13 protein-coding genes are annotated in these 17140 nt (G+C 48.7%); 10 read left to right on the top strand and 3 right to left on the bottom strand.

The annotated features are described in order from the left end of the window. Nucleotides 1–124 precede the first annotated feature (124 nt). The 3 genes from ABDK92_09050 to ABDK92_09060 are packed head-to-tail and all read right to left on the bottom strand — an operon-like array spanning nucleotide 125 to nucleotide 3699. On the bottom strand, nucleotides 125–1507 hold the full coding sequence (locus ABDK92_09050; GenBank protein MEN3186754.1) for an extracellular solute-binding protein: 1383 nt from the start codon (nucleotides 1505–1507) through the stop codon (nucleotides 125–127). A gap of 28 nt (nucleotides 1508–1535) precedes the next feature. Then, nucleotides 1536–2669, bottom strand: coding sequence for a uroporphyrinogen decarboxylase family protein (locus ABDK92_09055; protein ID MEN3186755.1), 1134 nt, complete (start codon nucleotides 2667–2669; stop codon nucleotides 1536–1538). A 31-nt stretch (nucleotides 2670–2700) separates the two neighbouring features. Then, a complete protein-coding gene (locus tag ABDK92_09060; GenBank protein ID MEN3186756.1) occupies nucleotides 2701–3699 on the bottom strand; it encodes a LacI family DNA-binding transcriptional regulator in 999 nt (332 codons plus the stop codon). An 899-nt stretch (nucleotides 3700–4598) separates the two neighbouring features. Between ABDK92_09060 and ABDK92_09065 the strand changes: the two genes are divergently transcribed. From ABDK92_09065 to ABDK92_09110, 10 genes are all read left to right on the top strand, one after another. Further along, a complete protein-coding gene (locus ABDK92_09065; GenBank protein MEN3186757.1) occupies nucleotides 4599–5756 on the top strand; it encodes an ROK family transcriptional regulator in 1158 nt (385 codons plus the stop codon). 23 nt (nucleotides 5757–5779) lie between these two features. Further along, nucleotides 5780–6913 (top strand): uroporphyrinogen decarboxylase family protein, encoded by a 1134-nt coding sequence (locus ABDK92_09070; GenBank protein ID MEN3186758.1) that lies wholly within the window; start codon nucleotides 5780–5782, stop codon nucleotides 6911–6913. A gap of 75 nt (nucleotides 6914–6988) precedes the next feature. Then, complete coding sequence (locus tag ABDK92_09075; protein ID MEN3186759.1) at nucleotides 6989–8245, top strand: ABC transporter substrate-binding protein; 1257 nt, start codon at nucleotides 6989–6991, stop codon at nucleotides 8243–8245. Between the two features lie 39 nt (nucleotides 8246–8284). Beyond that, entirely contained in the window at nucleotides 8285–9163 is an 879-nt protein-coding gene (locus ABDK92_09080; protein ID MEN3186760.1) for a sugar ABC transporter permease, read from the top strand. Continuing rightward, nucleotides 9160–9996, top strand: coding sequence for a carbohydrate ABC transporter permease (locus ABDK92_09085; protein MEN3186761.1), 837 nt, complete (start codon nucleotides 9160–9162; stop codon nucleotides 9994–9996). Before ABDK92_09080 ends, ABDK92_09085 begins: the two co-directional genes overlap by 4 nt. A gap of 23 nt (nucleotides 9997–10019) precedes the next feature. Next, nucleotides 10020–10709 (top strand): uroporphyrinogen decarboxylase family protein, encoded by a 690-nt coding sequence (locus ABDK92_09090; GenBank protein MEN3186762.1) that lies wholly within the window; start codon nucleotides 10020–10022, stop codon nucleotides 10707–10709. Nucleotides 10710–11166: 457 nt separating this feature from the next. Beyond that, nucleotides 11167–13668, top strand: a complete 2502-nt coding sequence (locus tag ABDK92_09095) for a GH116 family glycosyl-hydrolase (GenBank protein MEN3186763.1) — start codon at nucleotides 11167–11169, stop codon at nucleotides 13666–13668. Beyond that, a complete protein-coding gene (locus ABDK92_09100; GenBank protein MEN3186764.1) occupies nucleotides 13643–14650 on the top strand; it encodes a LacI family DNA-binding transcriptional regulator in 1008 nt (335 codons plus the stop codon). The genes ABDK92_09095 and ABDK92_09100 overlap by 26 nt, the downstream gene beginning before the upstream one ends. Before the next feature lie 177 nt (nucleotides 14651–14827). Next, nucleotides 14828–16105: a sugar ABC transporter substrate-binding protein gene (locus ABDK92_09105; GenBank protein ID MEN3186765.1), complete on the top strand. Its 1278-nt coding sequence runs from the start codon at nucleotides 14828–14830 to the stop codon at nucleotides 16103–16105. 90 nt (nucleotides 16106–16195) lie between these two features. Next, on the top strand, nucleotides 16196–17095 hold the full coding sequence (locus ABDK92_09110) for a sugar ABC transporter permease (protein ID MEN3186766.1): 900 nt from the start codon (nucleotides 16196–16198) through the stop codon (nucleotides 17093–17095). Nucleotides 17096–17140: the final 45 nt, after the last annotated feature.

A 17140-nucleotide genomic window follows, 5' to 3' on the forward strand; every position in this document is an offset into this window, starting at 1 on the left:
ACAACCTTATCCATACGAGCAATGCCATTTGCTCGAGCTAACGAGCTTTTGATTTTCATGCCATGTCACTCCGGGTTTCGATTCCTCCCCATGTGGTACCACATGGGGAGGAATCGGCAAATGGTTACTGGAGACCAGCTTCTTTTACGATACGGTTCCACTCCTCTGCCACCGCTTTTAAGGCGTCTTTGGGACTCATCTCTCCTGTCCAGGCTTTGCCGATGGTTCTTCCCATGGCGTATTCGAGTTTCGGCAGAACAGGGATTTTGGGTCTTACGCTGGGTGAACGCAGCGAGGGAGCCATGACCCAAAGGTCCACGTATTTCTTTTTCAATGCTTCATCAGTCATGGTGGAGAGACGGGTCGGCGTCTCGGTGAACGTTTCGTAGAGGTATTTTGTCTCTTGCTTACCGGTCAGCATCTGAATGTACATGTAGGTTTCTTTCTTCAGTTTACTATCGTTGTTGATGGCCACACACCATCCACCTAAATGGGGTGCAGGCAAAACACTCACTCCGACTTTTCCATGGACCGGTGATGTCGGATCGGTGATTGAGGGCCAGTATCCTCCCCATCCGATAAACATGGCGGCAAGACCGCTGCGGAATGGTTCAGAACTGGTAATCCAGTCTAAGGTTAACGGGTTGGGAGAGTACTTGCTGAGGGCAAGGTAGTCTTCAAGAGCCTTGAGGCCAAATTCACTCATTTCAGGGTCAAAGGCCACTTTGTGGTCGGCGGTGAAGAAATCACCGTAGTCAGGGTCAACTGGCCCAAAAACCTTTAACCCCTCAGGGGTTCTCCGGTACGCTCCAAAGAACATGCAAAAAGTGGAGAGCACAGGATCTCCGGCTGCAGCTGGCACGGAAATACCAAACTGGTCTCCATCACGCCACTTCACCCCCGTGGTGAAAAACTCGGCATAGTCTTTGAGTTGCTGGATGGTCAAAAATTGGGTATCCCCATCTTGAGGCATGTACAGGTCGTAACCGTATTTTGCCTTAAACATCGATTTGTACTCTTCGTTTTCGAAAAGGTCCTTGCGGTAAAAGAGAACCAGTGTCCCGTCCACAAAGGGGAGTCCGATGTTTTTGCCCTTCCAGGTGGCGTAGGTGTCCCACAAAATCGGGGGGAAGTCTTCCCAGTCGTAGTTTGGGTCAACGATGTCGGGGTATTGTTTGCGGATTTCTTCCAGGTCGGCCAGGTAGTTTCCCACCGTTCCAATCCAATGGTAGGCGATGCTATAAGCATCAAAGGACCCCGAGCCAGTGGTGAAATCGGTAAGCATCCGGTCGAGCAACACATCGAAGCCGATAGCGGTTACCTCGACGGTGACTGTATCACCGTAGAGTTCATTGAAACGAGCCGCAATGGCTTCAGCCGAGTCAGACATGCCATGGGCGGACATAATGCCCACTCGAATGACGTTTTTTCCTGTGGCCATTCCCATGCCAAGGCACAAAAAGAGCACCACCATCCACCCATACCACAGTACCTTTTGATACTTCATACACACCATCCCTTCCTTTCTCCTTATTTCAGTATCGAGAGTTTTCTTCCCACGCTTCCCACATGGCCAGAACGTTTTGCAGGGGAACATCGTTTTGGATGTTGTGTACCGCTGCAAAAACGAAACCACCGTTTGGAGCTAAAATATCGATTTGTCTTTTCACCTCCTCCTTGACCTGGTCTGGTTGACCGTAGGGTAAGGTGGCCTGGGTGTCGACACCACCTCCCCAGAAGGTTAAAACATCGCCAAATTCCTTTTTCAATTGCTCAACGTTCATACCCGAAGCCGAGAACTGCACTGGATTAATGATGTCGATGCCTGCTTCGATCAGGTCCGGTAGAAGGGGAGCAATGGCCCCACAGCTGTGGAAAAATATTTTGGGATTTGGAAACAATTTTTTTCGGACGTAAGCGAAAAGGTCCCGGTGACGGGGAAAAAGGTATGCACGGTACATTTGCTGGGAGAAGAGTAAGCTCTGTTGGGTGGCCAGGTCGTCTCCCTCGCGCAACACATCGCATGGAATATGGTGTTGCGCGAGAAGGTCGATGTACTCCATTTTCACCTGCAGGATGTGGTCAAGAATCGCCTCGGCAAGGGTGGGATTCAGGAAGAGGTCTGTTAAAAACTGCTCGTATCCTCGCAGGCGGGTGGCCATTTCAAAGATTCCCGAACCAAAGCTCTCTATGATGGTTAACCTTCTTGAATCTCGATGCTCCGCTTCGGTTTCCCAATCATTCAATGCTGCTTTACTTGGTTTTGGCCAGTGGTGCGACTCGATATCGTGCACGGACTGAGCGTGCTGCAGAGGGCTTTGCGCTACATCGAAGTACAAACTGGAAGAAGGTTTACGCCATACGATTCCCCATTCATCACGAAAGGTCAAAACGCCATTTTGGAGTGTTAATGGTGGATGCTTGCGATGTGAATTGGGAAAAAAACCATCCACATCGATGTGTAGTTTGCCCTTCATCGCGCCTTCCATAAAGGCTAATCCCTGGATGTGGTCTACAATCTGGGTAGACCCGTTCAAGCCCAGATAGGATTTCCACGCGTTGTATACATTTTTATCTATTCCTGTGACAATGCTTCCTCCGATATCGAGGGGAACTCGGTCCGGTTCTTGATGCGATAGGGAGGTCAAAACCCTCTGTCGACCATTCATGGTTGATTCCTCGCCCTTCCTGAGTTGGAAATCACACCAAAACTCCACACGAAGAACGAACCACTAACTCCGGTTTTAAGCGCACGAAGTGGTTGTACAGTTTTCTTCCATTGATGAGCTGCCAGAGCATATCCATAGCCAGTTTGCCCATCATGTATTTGGGCTGAGCCACGGTGGTTAGTGGGGGGTCAAGGTACGCCGAGATAAAGATGTCGTCATATCCAATGATCGAGATGTGTTCAGGAATTTTCAGACCCTTTTCTCGTACTGCTTTCATTGCTCCTAAGGCTACTAAGTCGTTGTATGCAAATAGAGCGGTGGGTGGCTCTGGTAAAGAGAGGAGTCGAAGGGTGGCAGCGTATCCCCCTTCAATGACCGGTGGATTATAGCTCAAAAAGGCTGGCTCAAGCGGTAGGCCTCTTTCTTCCAGCGCTCGTTTAAAACCTCTTTCACGCCAAACGCTGGTTTGGGCGCTGGCCGGACCATTGATCAGCGCAATGCGGGAGTGGCCAAGATTCATGAGGTACTTCGTGGCCTGGTATGCGCCCAGCTCATAATCACCACAGACCCCTGGGACATCCTCGATATTTCGATTGATGAGCACACATGGAGTCGGAGTACGCACTAAGTTGAGGATTTGTTCTTCGGAAAGACGTGACGCCGCCATAATCACTCCAGCAACCTTACTCTTTTTGAGGGTGTAGAGGTATTGCTTCTCTCTGTGTAAATCTTCTCTTGTATTCCAAAGGGTTATGCTACAGTCGTAGCTAAAGGCCTGGTCTTCAATGCCGTGCACGATTTCAGGGAAAAACGGGTTGGAAATGTCGGTCACAATCAGGGCAATGGTGTAGCTGCGTCCCCGACCGGGAGCTTGATGCTGTTGTCGGGGGACATAGTGTAATTGATCCGCCACTTCTTGGACCCTTTTGCGGGTCTCTTCGCTCAGCCGAGGATCGTTTTTTAAGGCTCGAGAAACGGTGGAGAGAGATACCTTGCATGTTTTTGCAATATCAGCCATGGTTACCGACATACAGACCTCGCACAACTTGGTTTACAAATTTATTCAATTTTATAAATATTTTTGGAACTTGTCAAGTATTTTGTGCAAATTTAACTTAATTTAGCAATTTTAACAAATAGTGTTTTGCATTTATTGACCCAAAATGGGTTGCCGAGGTTTTCACAGGAAAACCCAAAAGAGGTATGGAGCCAGATTGAAAAGACATTGGCTGGAAAATGGGCCAAAATGGATTTTGGGATCACTGTTCCGTAAAAGTAACGGACTGTGTTGGCCAGATGGGTATTTGAAGTTTTTTGATGATCTGATTTGAGAATCGGAAGTCGTTTTGAATGGCATTTGGTCTTCCTGGATAGGAGTTGAACGAACAGGAGAGAATTTCAAAAGCCGTGACTGGATTCATCGTCAATTTTTCTTCATAAGATGATAGGTCCGTTAACGTGGTTTCTCTTCCTGGTCCGTTTGTGTGCATTTCTGAAGTGGTGTCGGCGATTTCCCGAAACCTTCACGAAAGCGTCCTGGAGGTTTTCATCCTGGGATGCCGAGTGCCCAGAATGGTGCTCGCGTTGCGGATGCGGGACTCCTTATGAAAAGGTTTTTGAGTCCTTTCGAAGTTTCAGAGAGGATTTTTATGGTGAGGTCCGCTGGAGTATTTCTCCTTGGGAAGATGGCGATTTCAGCGGAGACGTTTTCCCGTGATTTTTGAAGCGCTGTCCTCTTAGAGCTTGGTGAGTAAGACTCAAATTACCTTTTGTTACACGGGAAAAAACACTCGATATGTGACCTGTAAGAAAAAATGAGGGCTCCTTTTTAGCTTAGATAAATAAATGAATAAATTAATTCAGAACCCCTTGACAGGGGAAAGAAGCTTTTGCTATGAATAAGAAAAACTTACGAAACGTAAGAAAGTAATGAAGGGAAATCCTGAAACTATTCGGAAAATCAATCGGAAAAATATCCTTGAGGCCATGCGCCAGCAGGCTCCTCTTTCTCGGACTGACCTGGCCCGACGCGTTGGTTTGTCATTACCTTCGGTGTCTCGCATCGTCGACGGTCTCATTAAGGAGGGAGTGTTCTTAGAACAGGGAAAAGGGGACTCGCGGGGGGGGAGGAAGCCGAGGTTACTCGAATTTAACCCCCTCTACCGTTTCGCTTTCGGGGTCGATGTCGCTCGAGAAACCACCCTGGTCCTGGTTGATTTTCGGGGAACCCCGGTAGAAAAACGCACTCTCCCTATATCGGCGGCTTGTGGTCCGCAGCGGGTCGCTGAATCGGTGGTCCAGCAAATCGAGGTGATGTGCCAGCAAAACGCCATCATGCCAGAACAGGTGATTGGATTGGGAATTGCCACACCGGGTTTTCAGTTCAAAGCAGGCCAAACGGTGGGAAACTCTCCTTTCGGAGGCTGGGAGAGTAGCGATGTGGTTACCCTTTTTTCGTCCCTATTGCCCTATCCGGTGAGCATCGATAACATTGCTCGCGCTTCGGCAATGGCGGAAATCCTTTTTGGATGGGGAAAGAAGTTTCACTCCTTTTTCTATTTCTACGCTGATTGGGGCACCGGTGGGGGTATCGTGTACCGGGGACGAATCGTGCGGGGGGTGCATCGCACTGCCGGAGAAATAGGCCATACCGTGGTCGATGTGGGGGGGATTCCCTGTTACTGTGGGAACCAGGGGTGTTTGGAACAGTACACATCCACCTCTGCGATTTTGCGCCGGATGGGAGAGAAGATGAAAAGGGAGGTGGATTTTGTACAGTTGCGGAAAGAGTATGAACAGGGCAATCCCCTGGTGCTTGAAACGTTGCGCGAGGCCGGTCTCTTTTTAGGGAAAGGGGTGGCGAATGTTATTAACCTCCTCAATCCTCAAGCGGTGGTCATTGGGGGGGAACTGGGTCGAGGTTTTCCTGAATACGTTGAGGCGGCCATAACCTCGGCACGAGAGAGCATTTTTGCGCTGGCGGCTCAGGTCACGCCGATTGTAGCGAGTCAGCTCAGCAAAGACGAAGTGGTACTGGCTGTAGCCAAGTCGGTTTTGGACCATCAGGTGGAAAAGCTCATTGAATAGGGTTTCCGAAAAAGGAGGAGAATATGGATACATTCTCTTTTCGAGAAGAGGTACTTCGTACTTTTCAGCGTGAAAACCGTTATGTGGTGTGGCAGCCTCGTTTAGAACACTGGTATAACGTTAATCGTGGTCGAGGAACGCTCCCGCCGGATTATGTGCATATTTCCTTACTCGACCTTTATCGAAATCTCCATGCTTCGGTTCGTTACTACTATGGGGAGGGTGGCGACATTTCCTCTCCCAAAACCTACATCCATTTTGAATACACCGGTGGGGCAGCGGTCGAGGAGGTTCGGGAAGGAGACGCCATCCATGTTTTTTTTCGTTCCCCTAAGGGGGAACTGTATGGAAAAAAAGGCTTGGGTGAATGGGGCTATTCGTGGCACTACCTGGAACACCCCGTGAAGAAGATCGAGGATCTCGATATTTTGGAGTACATCGTCACTCATACCCGTTACCGCTTTGACCAGGAATTTTACGCCAGGGCTCGACAAGCTCTTGGCGATTTGGGTGAAATTCAGTTCTACTGGGAACGCTCTCCTTTTCAACGTCTCTTCCTGCAGTATGCAGGAATCGATGCCACTGTGGCCTTTATCTACGATTATCCGGAACGATTGCGAACATATCTTAGGGTGGCCGAAGAAGCTGAGGATGCCCTCTATGAGGTTCTCACCAGTTGTCCAGTTCAAATCTTAAACTTTGGGGAAAATGTCGATGGACGCTTCGATTCACCGCGTATCTATGAAGAATATCTCCTTCCGTACTATGAAAAGAGGGTAGCCCAGATCCATCGGGCAGGGAAATTCTGTCACATTCACATCGATGGGGCAGTGAAGCCACTCTTGCCCTATCTCAAATATGGGAATTTTGACGGTATCGAGGGCTTAACCCCTATCCCCCAGGGAGACGTCAGTCTGGAAGAGTTGAGGGAGGCAATGGGTGATGACCTTGTTCTCATCGATGGTATTCCCATGTTGTACTTCTTGCCCGATTACCCAGTAGAGGACCTCATCGAGTGTACCGAACGAGTACTGCAACTCTTTGCTCCTCGTCTCATCCTGGGCATTTCAGACGAAATATCACCGCCTGGCGATATCGAGCGGGTGCGGGTGGTGAGTGCAATGGTTGAAAAATGGAATCAAGGTCAAAGGGGGTGAGAGGGAAAAGGAAATGGGTGGTAACCGGCGATTAGTGGAACGTGAATCTACTTAGAAAGGGAGGTTGGATAGGCAATGCGTCGTTTCATGGTTTGGTTGATGGTGGTGGGAATCGTGATGGCGTTACCAGCTATTGGGGTAACGCAAAAAGTGACACTCAACGTGTGGTTGATGAAGCAGGCAGAAGTCGAGCTCATTCGGGCTCAGGAAGAAGCTTTGAAACAGTTCCAGGAACTCTACCCTGATATCGAGGTCAAGTTTGCCGTTTTTCCCTATAACGAGTATCGGGATAAGCTGCTTGTGGCGGCGGCTGCCGGGAACCCACCCGAGATATCGGTCGTGGATCAGATATGGAATCCGGAATTTGCAGCAGCCGATTTCATCATTCCCCTTGATGAGTACGTGGCCCAGTCACAAACGGTGAAAAAAGAGAACTACTTCTCCGGGGCATGGGATTCAGCGGTATTCCAGGGAAAACTGTACGGTGTTCCCTTTGACGTTGGGGTGTGGGCGCTGAACTACTACAACAAAGACTTGTTCCGCAAAGCAGGGCTTGACCCGGAAAAACCACCGGTAACCTGGGACGAATTCTACGAGATGGGGCAGAAGATGACCACCAGTGAACAATGGGGAACGGCCCTGTGGGTGGGGAAAGGCGACGCTATTCAATGCATTACCGATGCGCTGATTTTCTCCAATCGGGGTTCGGTTCTCAACGAAGACTTTACTCGGTGTACGCTTGACCAGCCTGCAGCTATTGGGGCGATGGAATTCTTCAAAAAACTTCAGCGGATTAATCCTGCTGGTGAAGTAGCACGGACCGAGGAAGACTCCTTCCAGCTCTTTACCGCCGGCAAAATCGGGATGTTCTGGTATGGTGAGTGGGGTCAGGATACCATAAATGCCCGGGCTCCAGAAATGGATTGGGCATGTACCAACTTCCCGAAACCTGCCGATGGAGAGTCCATTGGAACTTTTGGTGGATGGAACATGGTCATCTATAAGAATGCTCCCAATAAAGATGCTGCCTGGAAATTCATCGAGTTCTGGACCAGCCGTGAAATCAACGAACGGGTTTCTTCGCTGACTCCGGCCAATATCGAAGCGGCAAAATCGTTCTTGCAGAATAAACGGAAATTCTCGGACGTCATCTTTAAACAGCTCACTACCGCTTTGTATCGTCCCATCTTCCCCAAGTACCCTGACCTGGCCGAAATCCAGAGGAATGCCACCACAGCCATTCTCCTCGACGAAAAGACGGTTGAAGAAGCGATGCGTGACGCCACCAAGGAAATTAATGCTCTTCTTGAGGAGTACTATTCAACCCTTTAGAAAGGAGGAGGGGGAGGGCAAAACCCTCCCCTTAAATTCGTGAGACGGGAAAAACGCGATTGGGTATCGGGATACGGTTTTATTCTTCCTTCGGTGGTACTCCTTTTCGTTCTGGTTTTCTATCCTCTTTTTCTCACTTTCCGGTATAGTCTATACGATATGTCGCTCACCACCACCCGTTATTTAGGGTGGGCCGGGTATCAACGCTTTTTCGCCAACCGGATGCTCCCTCTGGTTTTTCGTAACTCTTTAGTATGGACGGTTATCGTAGTGGTGTTTCAGTTTCTCTTGGGGTTCTCTTCGGCACTCCTTCTTAATCGTTCTTTCCCGGGACGGAGCCTGGTGCGTGGACTGGTCATCCTCCCCTGGGTGATGCCAGGGGTGATTGCTGGAATGGTGTGGCGACTCATTTACGATCCCCAGCTTGGTCTACTCAACCACTATCTCCGGGTATTGGGTATCATTGCGCAACCGTTCACCTGGCTGAGCCATCCCAGAACAGCGCTTTACGCGGTCATTTTTGCCGCCATCTGGAAAGGGTTTCCCTTCTCCACCCTGATGTACCTCGCCGGGTTGCAGATTGTCCCTCAAGAGCTGTACGAAGCGGCAGACATTGACGGTGCCGGGGCGTGGATGAAGTTCCGCAACGTGACCTTGCCTTCCATGCGATCCATCATCACCACCACTCTTCTTTTAACCTTTATTTGGACGTTCAATTACTTTGAACTCGTGTACGTCATGACTGGTGGTGGACCGGGAGAACGGAGTCATATCTTCCCCACCTATGTGTATGACCTCGCTTTTAAACGATTCCGTTTTGGGTTGGCTTCCCAGTTTGCGGTGCTCGACTTTTTGTTCCTGCTCATTTTTAGTCTTCTCTATATCCGTACGAGTTTCCGGAGGGGTGAAGGGTTATGAAAAAAAAGGTCTTTTTTTACTATTTGGTTACCTACGGTCTTTTAGTGCTTTTACTCTTCTTTGTCCTCTTTCCCTTTGCGGTGATGCTTTCCATGTCCCTGAAAGGTCCTGATGAACAGTTCACTTCACCCCCATACCTCGTCCCCAAGCGTCCCAATCTGAATAACTACGTCCATGTCTTTGAAAAAGGGTCAATGTTCGCCCGGTATTTTTTGAATAGCTTGCTCGTCGCTTCGGGAGCAACGGTGATCGTCCTTGCAGTGGCTATCTTTTCTTCATATGGGTATGCTCGTCTTTTTTTTCCAGGGCGAAACTTCTTTTTGGTCCTTATCCTCCTGAGTCAACTTTTTCCTCTGGCGGCCATCATTGTGTCGTTATACCGAATTATGAGTGCCACCAAGCTTATCGATTCCTACGCTTCGCTCATTATCGGGTACCTCACCTTTTCCGTGCCTGTAGGAGTATGGTTTCTGCGGGGTTTTTTCCTGAGTATTCCCCAGGAACTGGAAGAAGCCGCCATGATCGATGGGTGTAGCCGTTTCCAGGCCTTTATGAGAGTGGTGGTTCCCTTAGTACGTCCGGGGGTGGGGGCGACGGCGGCATACCTCTTTTTTATCACCTGGCAGGAATTCATGTTCGCCCTCACCTTCATCACCAGCGAGAGCAAACGAACCCTTCCAGTGGGCATCTTTGACTTTGTGGGCCAGTACGAAACCAACTGGGGAAACCTCATGGCCGCTTCGGTACTCATCTGCATCCCGGTGTTCGTTCTTTTCCTCTTTTTACAGCAGCAGCTTGTTGGGGGACTCACTCAGGGAGCAGTAAAGGGGTAAAGTGGAGGTCGCATTGCTGTGCCGTGCACCAAAAGGCGCCACTACTCTCCGGTGAGTCCACAAAGAACGTTGTTGGTCTTCAGCACATTCTTCTTTTTGAAAGGGCCTGGACCCTGGTAGGTTACGAGACCTTTATGGAAAAGCTTGTCACAGATCTCCCTTTTGTGGAGAAATTACTCGATACAATAACGGAGTACAATGTCCGGCTGGCTTATCGTTTCGTTCAACTTGGAGTGGATGCAGTGCGGACTGGGGATGATTATGGTTGTCAGCTTGGGTTACAAATGAATCCCACCCTTTGGAAAAGACTCTTCAAACCCCGCTTAGAGAAAATATGGCGAGTTTATCGGGAGAATGGTGTTGTAGTGATGCACCATTCCTGTGGCGATGTAAGGCTGGTCATAGAGGATATGTTGGATATTGGCCTTCAGGTACTCCATCCCGTTCAGCCTCATGCCATGTCGCTTGAAGAACTGTCTCAAAAGTTTTGGAATCGACTGGTCTTTCACGGGGGTATAGACACGCAGCAGCTTCTTCCCTTTGGAACTCCTCGGGAAGTAAGGGAAGCAGTCTACAGGTGTATCGAAACGCTTGGAAGATACAAGAAATATATCATAGCTCCTTCTCAGGAGATTATGAACGAGGTTCCTACTGAGAATATCATAGCTCTCGTAGAAGCGATCAAGGAGTATCGAGGGGTAAACAGAGGTTGAGTATCGCTTTGGAAAAGAAACAATCGAGGTGGGTAAAAAGGGCAAGAGATCTATGTCCTACAAGACAAAATACACCAAAATCGGAAGAAATACCCTGTGCCTCTGCGAAGGAGAAATAAAGGAGAAAAGTCTCTCCTCTTTTCTCAGGAATGCCCCTAACCTCTTAATGCCTTTCCTCCCTTGTTCTGAAGAAATGGGCTCCAAAAAGATTAAGCTGTATTCCGGTCTTTGAGTTTGCCAAAAAGCACTCGGTAACCACTACCTCTAATGGTATGGTATTGCCCGAGGCACTTTCCGTCGTCGGGAGAGAAGCTTGGAGTACTTGAAGAGCGCTGGACTTACGTTATGTAGTGTTCCCACGATGTAGAATTGCGCAGGGAATTGACACTAGCTTAAAAGAAAGTTATAATATTTACAAGTTTTCGTTCACGTGCACATAATAAGGGGAGGGCAAGAGATGGAATGTTGCTTTTTGGCAGGACTCTACAATGCGGGGATTACGAGGGTCTTCTCAGGAAAATGCTCTGAAGTAGCCTTTCCTCTTGGAGGCATTGGCACCGGGAATGTATCGCTTGGAGCTCGTGGAGAGTTTAGAGACTGGGAAATTTTCAACAGACCTGGGAAAGGGGTTTCCCTCCCATACACTTTCTTCGCTCTTTGGGTGAAGCCAGAGAATGGAGAACCCTTTGTAAGGATTCTCGAGTCCAGGATTCAGCCTCCTTTCAGCAAGTCTCACGGTTTTAGTTCTGGGGAACTTGCAGGTTTGCCCCGTTTCGCAGAATCCTGGATGAAGGTAGCGTATCCCTTTGTACAGGTGAGTTTTGAGGACAAGACATCGCCTGTTGGTATAGTTCTTGAGGCCTTCAACCCTTTCATTCCTCTTGATCCAGACAACTCTGGGATTCCTTGTGTACTTTTCCGATACAGGGTGAAAAACCTCTCGGGTGAGAGACTCAGGGTAAGTGTTGTGGCTTTGCTCTTGAACGCTGTGGGCTTTGAGGGTTACGGAGATTTTAACCGACCCTGTTTTGCAGGAGAGAGGAAAAATGAGTACCGAGAGGGAAAGGCCTTTCGGGGACTTTTCTACTCCTCAACGCTTCCCTCCAATCACCTTAAGTTTGGAACCATGACGCTTGTGACTACTGGGGAATCTATATCCATAAAAACCACCTGGTATGAAGGGGGATGGTTTGATGGGATTCACGAATTCTGGGACGATTTTTGTGAAGATGGGAAGCTTGAAGAGACGGGGGAAATTGAGTTACTGGGTAACGAGTTTCCTCTCTCAAAACCCGATGTCAAAGTGGGTTCACTGGTAGCACACAGCGTTCTCGAGGCTGGAGAGGAAAGGGATTTTGAGTTTCTTCTTACCTGGCATTTTCCCAATAGAGTCGCTTGCTGGGATACAACAGATGGCACCAAAGCTGAAGATGTGGACGTTGTGCGGAACTATTATGCCACCCTTTTTTCGGATGCCTGGGAGGTTGCAGAGTATGTTGTGGAGAAGAAGAAATGGCTTGAGCAGAAGTCGAGGGATTTCACCAGAGCCCTTTATGGCAGTACACTGCCTTCTTACGTTATTGAAGCCTTGGTTAATGGAATTGTTGCCCTTCGGAGCACAACTTGTTTTCGAATAGAAGATGGCACTTTCCTAGGATATGAAGGATGTTTTGATACAAAAGGGTGCTGTCCTGGGAGCTGCACCCACGTCTGGAACTATGCTCAAACTGTGGCTTTTCTCTTCCCGCAGCTTGAACAATCCATGCGGAGGGTCGAGTTCCTCCGCGAAACAGACGAAGAAGGAAGGATGAACTTTAGGACCATCAAGGCCTTTGGTGTGGACAAGGACTGGAACCCCGAGGAGTTGTGGGGAAAACTCCCACCGGCTGCTGATGGACAACTTGGCACCATTGTCCGGTTGTATCGAGACTGGAAGTTGACTGGGGATAACGAATTCTTAAAAGAAGTGTGGGAGAAAGCCGCTCAGGCTCTTGATTTTGCCATACGATACTGGGATACCGATGGGGATGGGATTCCCGATGGGCCACAGCACGTTACTCACGACGTTGAACTCTATGGCCCTAACCCTCTGACAGGTATACTCTTTCTCGCCGCCATTTTAGCAGGAACTAAAATGGCGCGCTTTATGGGTGACGAGGAAAGGGCCAGAAGGTATGAGGAAACTTTTTCCCAGGGGTCTCAGAAGATAGACGAATTGCTCTGGAATGGAGAATACTATGTCCAGAAACTGGAAAATGTTGACCACTACCGTTACCAGTTTGGCGAAGGTTGCCTCTCGGACCAGCTCTTTGGTCAATTTCTTGCCCATGTGGCAGGGTTAGGGTATGTTCTCCCTAAAGAGAAAGCCAGAAGGGCAATCAGCGCTATCTTCCGGCACAATTTTCGGTCTTCTCTTGGCTTGCATCATAATGTTCATCGGGCTTTTGCCCTTGAGGATGAGAGTGGGCTTCTCGTCTGTTCCTGGCCTCGGGGGAAACGACCAAAGTTTCCTCTCGTGTACTGCGACGAGGTATGGACTGGCGCTGAATACCAAGTGGCTGCCCAACTTATCTGGGAGGGATTTGTTTACGAGGGTCTTAGACTTGTGAAGGCCGTTAGAGAACGACACGATGGCTATCGCCGGAATCCCTGGAATGAAGTTGAATGTGGTCATCACTATGTGCGGGCAATGTCGAGCTGGGCACTGCTTCTTTCTTTAAGTGGCTTTCAGTATGACATGGTTCAGGGGACTATGAGCTTTCACCCAGTGATTCACCAGGATAATTTCTCCGTTTTTTGGAGCACTGGAAAGGCCTGGGGTATTTATCGGCAACGCAGAGTAGAAAGCGGAGGCATTGAGTGGGACATCGAGGTCCTTGGTGGGGACTTCAGTGGGATTGTGGTAAATCTGGCTGAGGAGAGGTTGGGAGGAAGTGACGCAAAGGAAGATCACGACTAGAGTTCTTGCGGAACTCTGTGGTGTTTCTCGGGGCACAATCGACCGGGCACTCCATAACCGGAAGGGTGTTAATCCTGAAACAAGAGCAAGGATTCTTAAGGTCGCTCAGGAGGTGGGCTATAAGCCAAACCTTGTAGCTCGGAGTCTCGTAAAGGGGAGAACTATGACTTTGGGTATGGTGGTCTTCGACCTTCACAATCGCTTCTTTGCCCAGATAGTGAATGCTGCGGAAGAGGAGGCAAGAAAGCGGGGATATTTGCTGATTCTTGCCTTGACGAACAAGGACCATGCTGAAGAGATGCGGTGTCTTGAGCGTTTGGCAAGCTGGCGGGTCGATGGGATTATTCTTGCTCCTGTGGGAAGAAAGGAGGAGGTTGAGGGGTATCTACAGCATCTCTTTGAGGGCTTGAATATTCCCGTTGTTACCATCTGTAACCGAGTTTCAAAAACCATACCTTTTGTGGGGACACGTGATTATGAGGCGGCAAGAGAAGCAACGCGGGTTATTATTGAGAGAGGATATCAGAAGGTTATTTTTCTCTGCCCCCCCTTGAGATACCAAGGAACCATGAATGTTTACGCCCCGGAGGAGCGTTTGCGTGGATATCTTGATGCCGTTAAGGAACTTGGCTTGAACGAGCCGATCGTTGTTAGGGAAAGAAATTTTGGACCCCTCATTCGGGACCTGATTTTAAAAGCTCGGGAACGGGTGGCTGTTTTCTGCTCGAGTGATATTTATGCTCTTGAGGTTCTGTCTATCTTGAAGGGTCTTGGTCTTAAGGTCCCGGAGGATGTGGGACTTATGGGAGTTGATGACATCGATACTTTGCAGTACGTGAGTCCCCTGTTGAGTACCGTTCCCTACCCGGTGGCGGAGGTAGGCAAGAAGTCTGTTGCCTGCCTCATTGAGAGTATCGAAACTGGGAAAAAGCTCACCGATGTGTATATTGAGACCAAGCTGGTGTTAAGGGAATCTCTATGAGTGGCTTCCTTGAAGGAACGATATGCATTCTCAAAGGGACTTGGAAAGAGATGGGGGGTGAATTATTCATGCTCTAAAAGGTAAAAAGACAGGGCTCATAGTTCTTCGTTGATCCTTTTGCTGGGGTATGAGCTTTTCGGTCTGTAGACTTCAAGAGTTTGAAGAGGAGGAAGGGAAATGAGCAAATCGCATGCGATGACGATGGTGTTCGTAGTTGTGGCTGTTATTTTCGTGCTGAGCTCCGTAGCGTCTGGCGCGGATACGGTTAGGTTGCGGTTCGTTTACTTGGGCTCAGCAGCAGATATCAAGATTTGGAAGGATTTAGCCGATATGTTCCACGAAAAGCACCCGGATATTGTGGTGGATGTTCAGGCAGTTCCCGCAACGGGCTGGGCTGAGTACTTCGATAAAGTTGCCACTATGATTGCGGGTGGTTCACCACCAGATCTTGCAAGAATTGCCATTGAAGGCGTGCAGCTTTGTGCAACGAAGGGGCTCATGATGCCTATAGATGAGTATATTGCGAGGGACGAGAAAGAGCTTAAAGAGTTTTTTGACGATGTTCATCCAGCACTGATTCAGGCGTTTCAATATGAGGGAAAGACTTACATGCTCCCAATTGAGTGGAATAACATGGTTATTTTCTACAACACAAAGATTTTCGAAAAGAATGGTGTTGATTTTCCTTCCAAGGACTGGACAAAAGACGATTTCTTAGAAATTGCGAAAAAGCTTACTCAGGATTTTGATGGGGATGGCACGGTCGATCAGTACGGCTTTGAGATACCTCTTCAGTACTTCGCTGGTGCGATGCCCTGGATTTTCAATGCCGGAGCCACATTTTTAACGCCAGACTGGAAGAAGCCTCTTGTGAACGACCCCAACTGTGTGGATGCAGTACAGTTCATGCGTGATTTGATCTGGGAGTATAAGGTTGCTCCTCCTGCTCCTGCAACTCTAGACCCCCTCTATGCCCACTTTTCCAGCGGGCAGATTGCTATGATGGGTGGTGGAAGGTGGCCTGTTCTGCAATTTGTCAATGCAGGGATGTACGATTTTGATATTCAGCTCTGGCCGAAGTGGAGAGATCAAGTAACCGAGTTTGGCGTCGGTGGTGTGGCTATTATACAGGCTACCAAGAACCCTGATGCTGCCTGGGAGTTTGTGAAGTTCACCACTTCAAAAGAATCAATGGTCTACTGGACAAAACTCGGCTGGTGTGTTCCAGCTCGTCGATCGATCGCCTATAGTGATGCCATGTATGAGTTGCCTCCTAAGCATGCTGAACTTTACTATGACTCCTTGGACAATGCCCGAGCCGTTCCTTCTCCGCCTCAGTATAACCAGGTTGAGAACATTTTCTTGCGGTATCTTGGTGAGGCTCTCGCTAATGAGAAAAGTCCTAAAGAAGCAATGGATCTCTGTCAAAAGGAACTTGAGGCGATCATGCAGTAGGAAGTCAGCTTTTGGGGATAGGGCCGTACAGGGGAACAGTGCCTTTTACCCCTGTACGGCCCGGGGGAGAACGAGTTGAAAGGGTGATATATGTTGAAAAAGACAATGAGTTTGCTGAGAAAAAAAGAGGCTCGGATTGCATATCTGTTTCTTTTTCCCACCCTTGCTGGATTCGCCACCTTTGTCATTGGTCCAATGTTTGCAAGTATTTTCATCTCGCTCTACAAATGGGACATACTGGGTTCCCCTCGATTTATTGGCCTCAGCAATTACCTTCATCTCTTAAAAGACGGTAGACTGCTTACTTGTTACTCCAATACTTTTCGATTTGTAATTTTTGCCGTGGGTTTCAACGTTGTGAGTGCCTTACTCATAGCTGTTGCCATCAATGCCAAGATGAACAATGTTCTCAGAGGATTCTACCGCTCAGCTGTTTTTTTGCCTGTGATGCTTTCTGCTGCAGCGGTTTCCGTTGTCTGGTTTTTTCTTCTGGATACCGATTTCGGCGTTGTGAACTACTACCTATTGAAGCTAGGTTTTAAGAAAATTCCCTGGTTGACTTCCAGCCGATACTCTCTGTTATCAATTGTTCTGGTGGATGTCTGGAAAATCTTGGGATTCAACGTGGTTCTTTTCTCAGCCGGTCTGCAGAATATACCCCGCCACCTCTACGAGGCCGCTTTAATTGATGGGGCAAGTCGCTGGCATAGCTTTAGGTACATTACTATCCCCATGCTTTCGCCGACCCTCTTCTTTGCGATTGTGTGGGCGCTCATTGGTGCCTTCCAAGTCTTTGATTATCCGTTTATCATGACGCTGGGTGGACCTGGGGATTCTTCCAGGACAATAGTGCTTTATTTGTATGAACATGGGTTTCGATTCTTCTCCATGGGTTACGCTTCCAGCATTGCTCTCTCTCTTTTTATGATTATACTCCTGCTCACCCTTCTTCAACTGAGACTTGGTGAAAGGTGGGTCTTTTACGGATAGGTCTATTCTCTAAGGAGATGGTAAAGTTGCGTATCGATCCCTTAG

This window comes from Atribacterota bacterium, from assembly GCA_039638595.1.
Classification (GTDB): domain Bacteria; phylum Atribacterota; class Atribacteria; order Atribacterales; family Caldatribacteriaceae; genus Profundicultor; species Profundicultor thermophilus.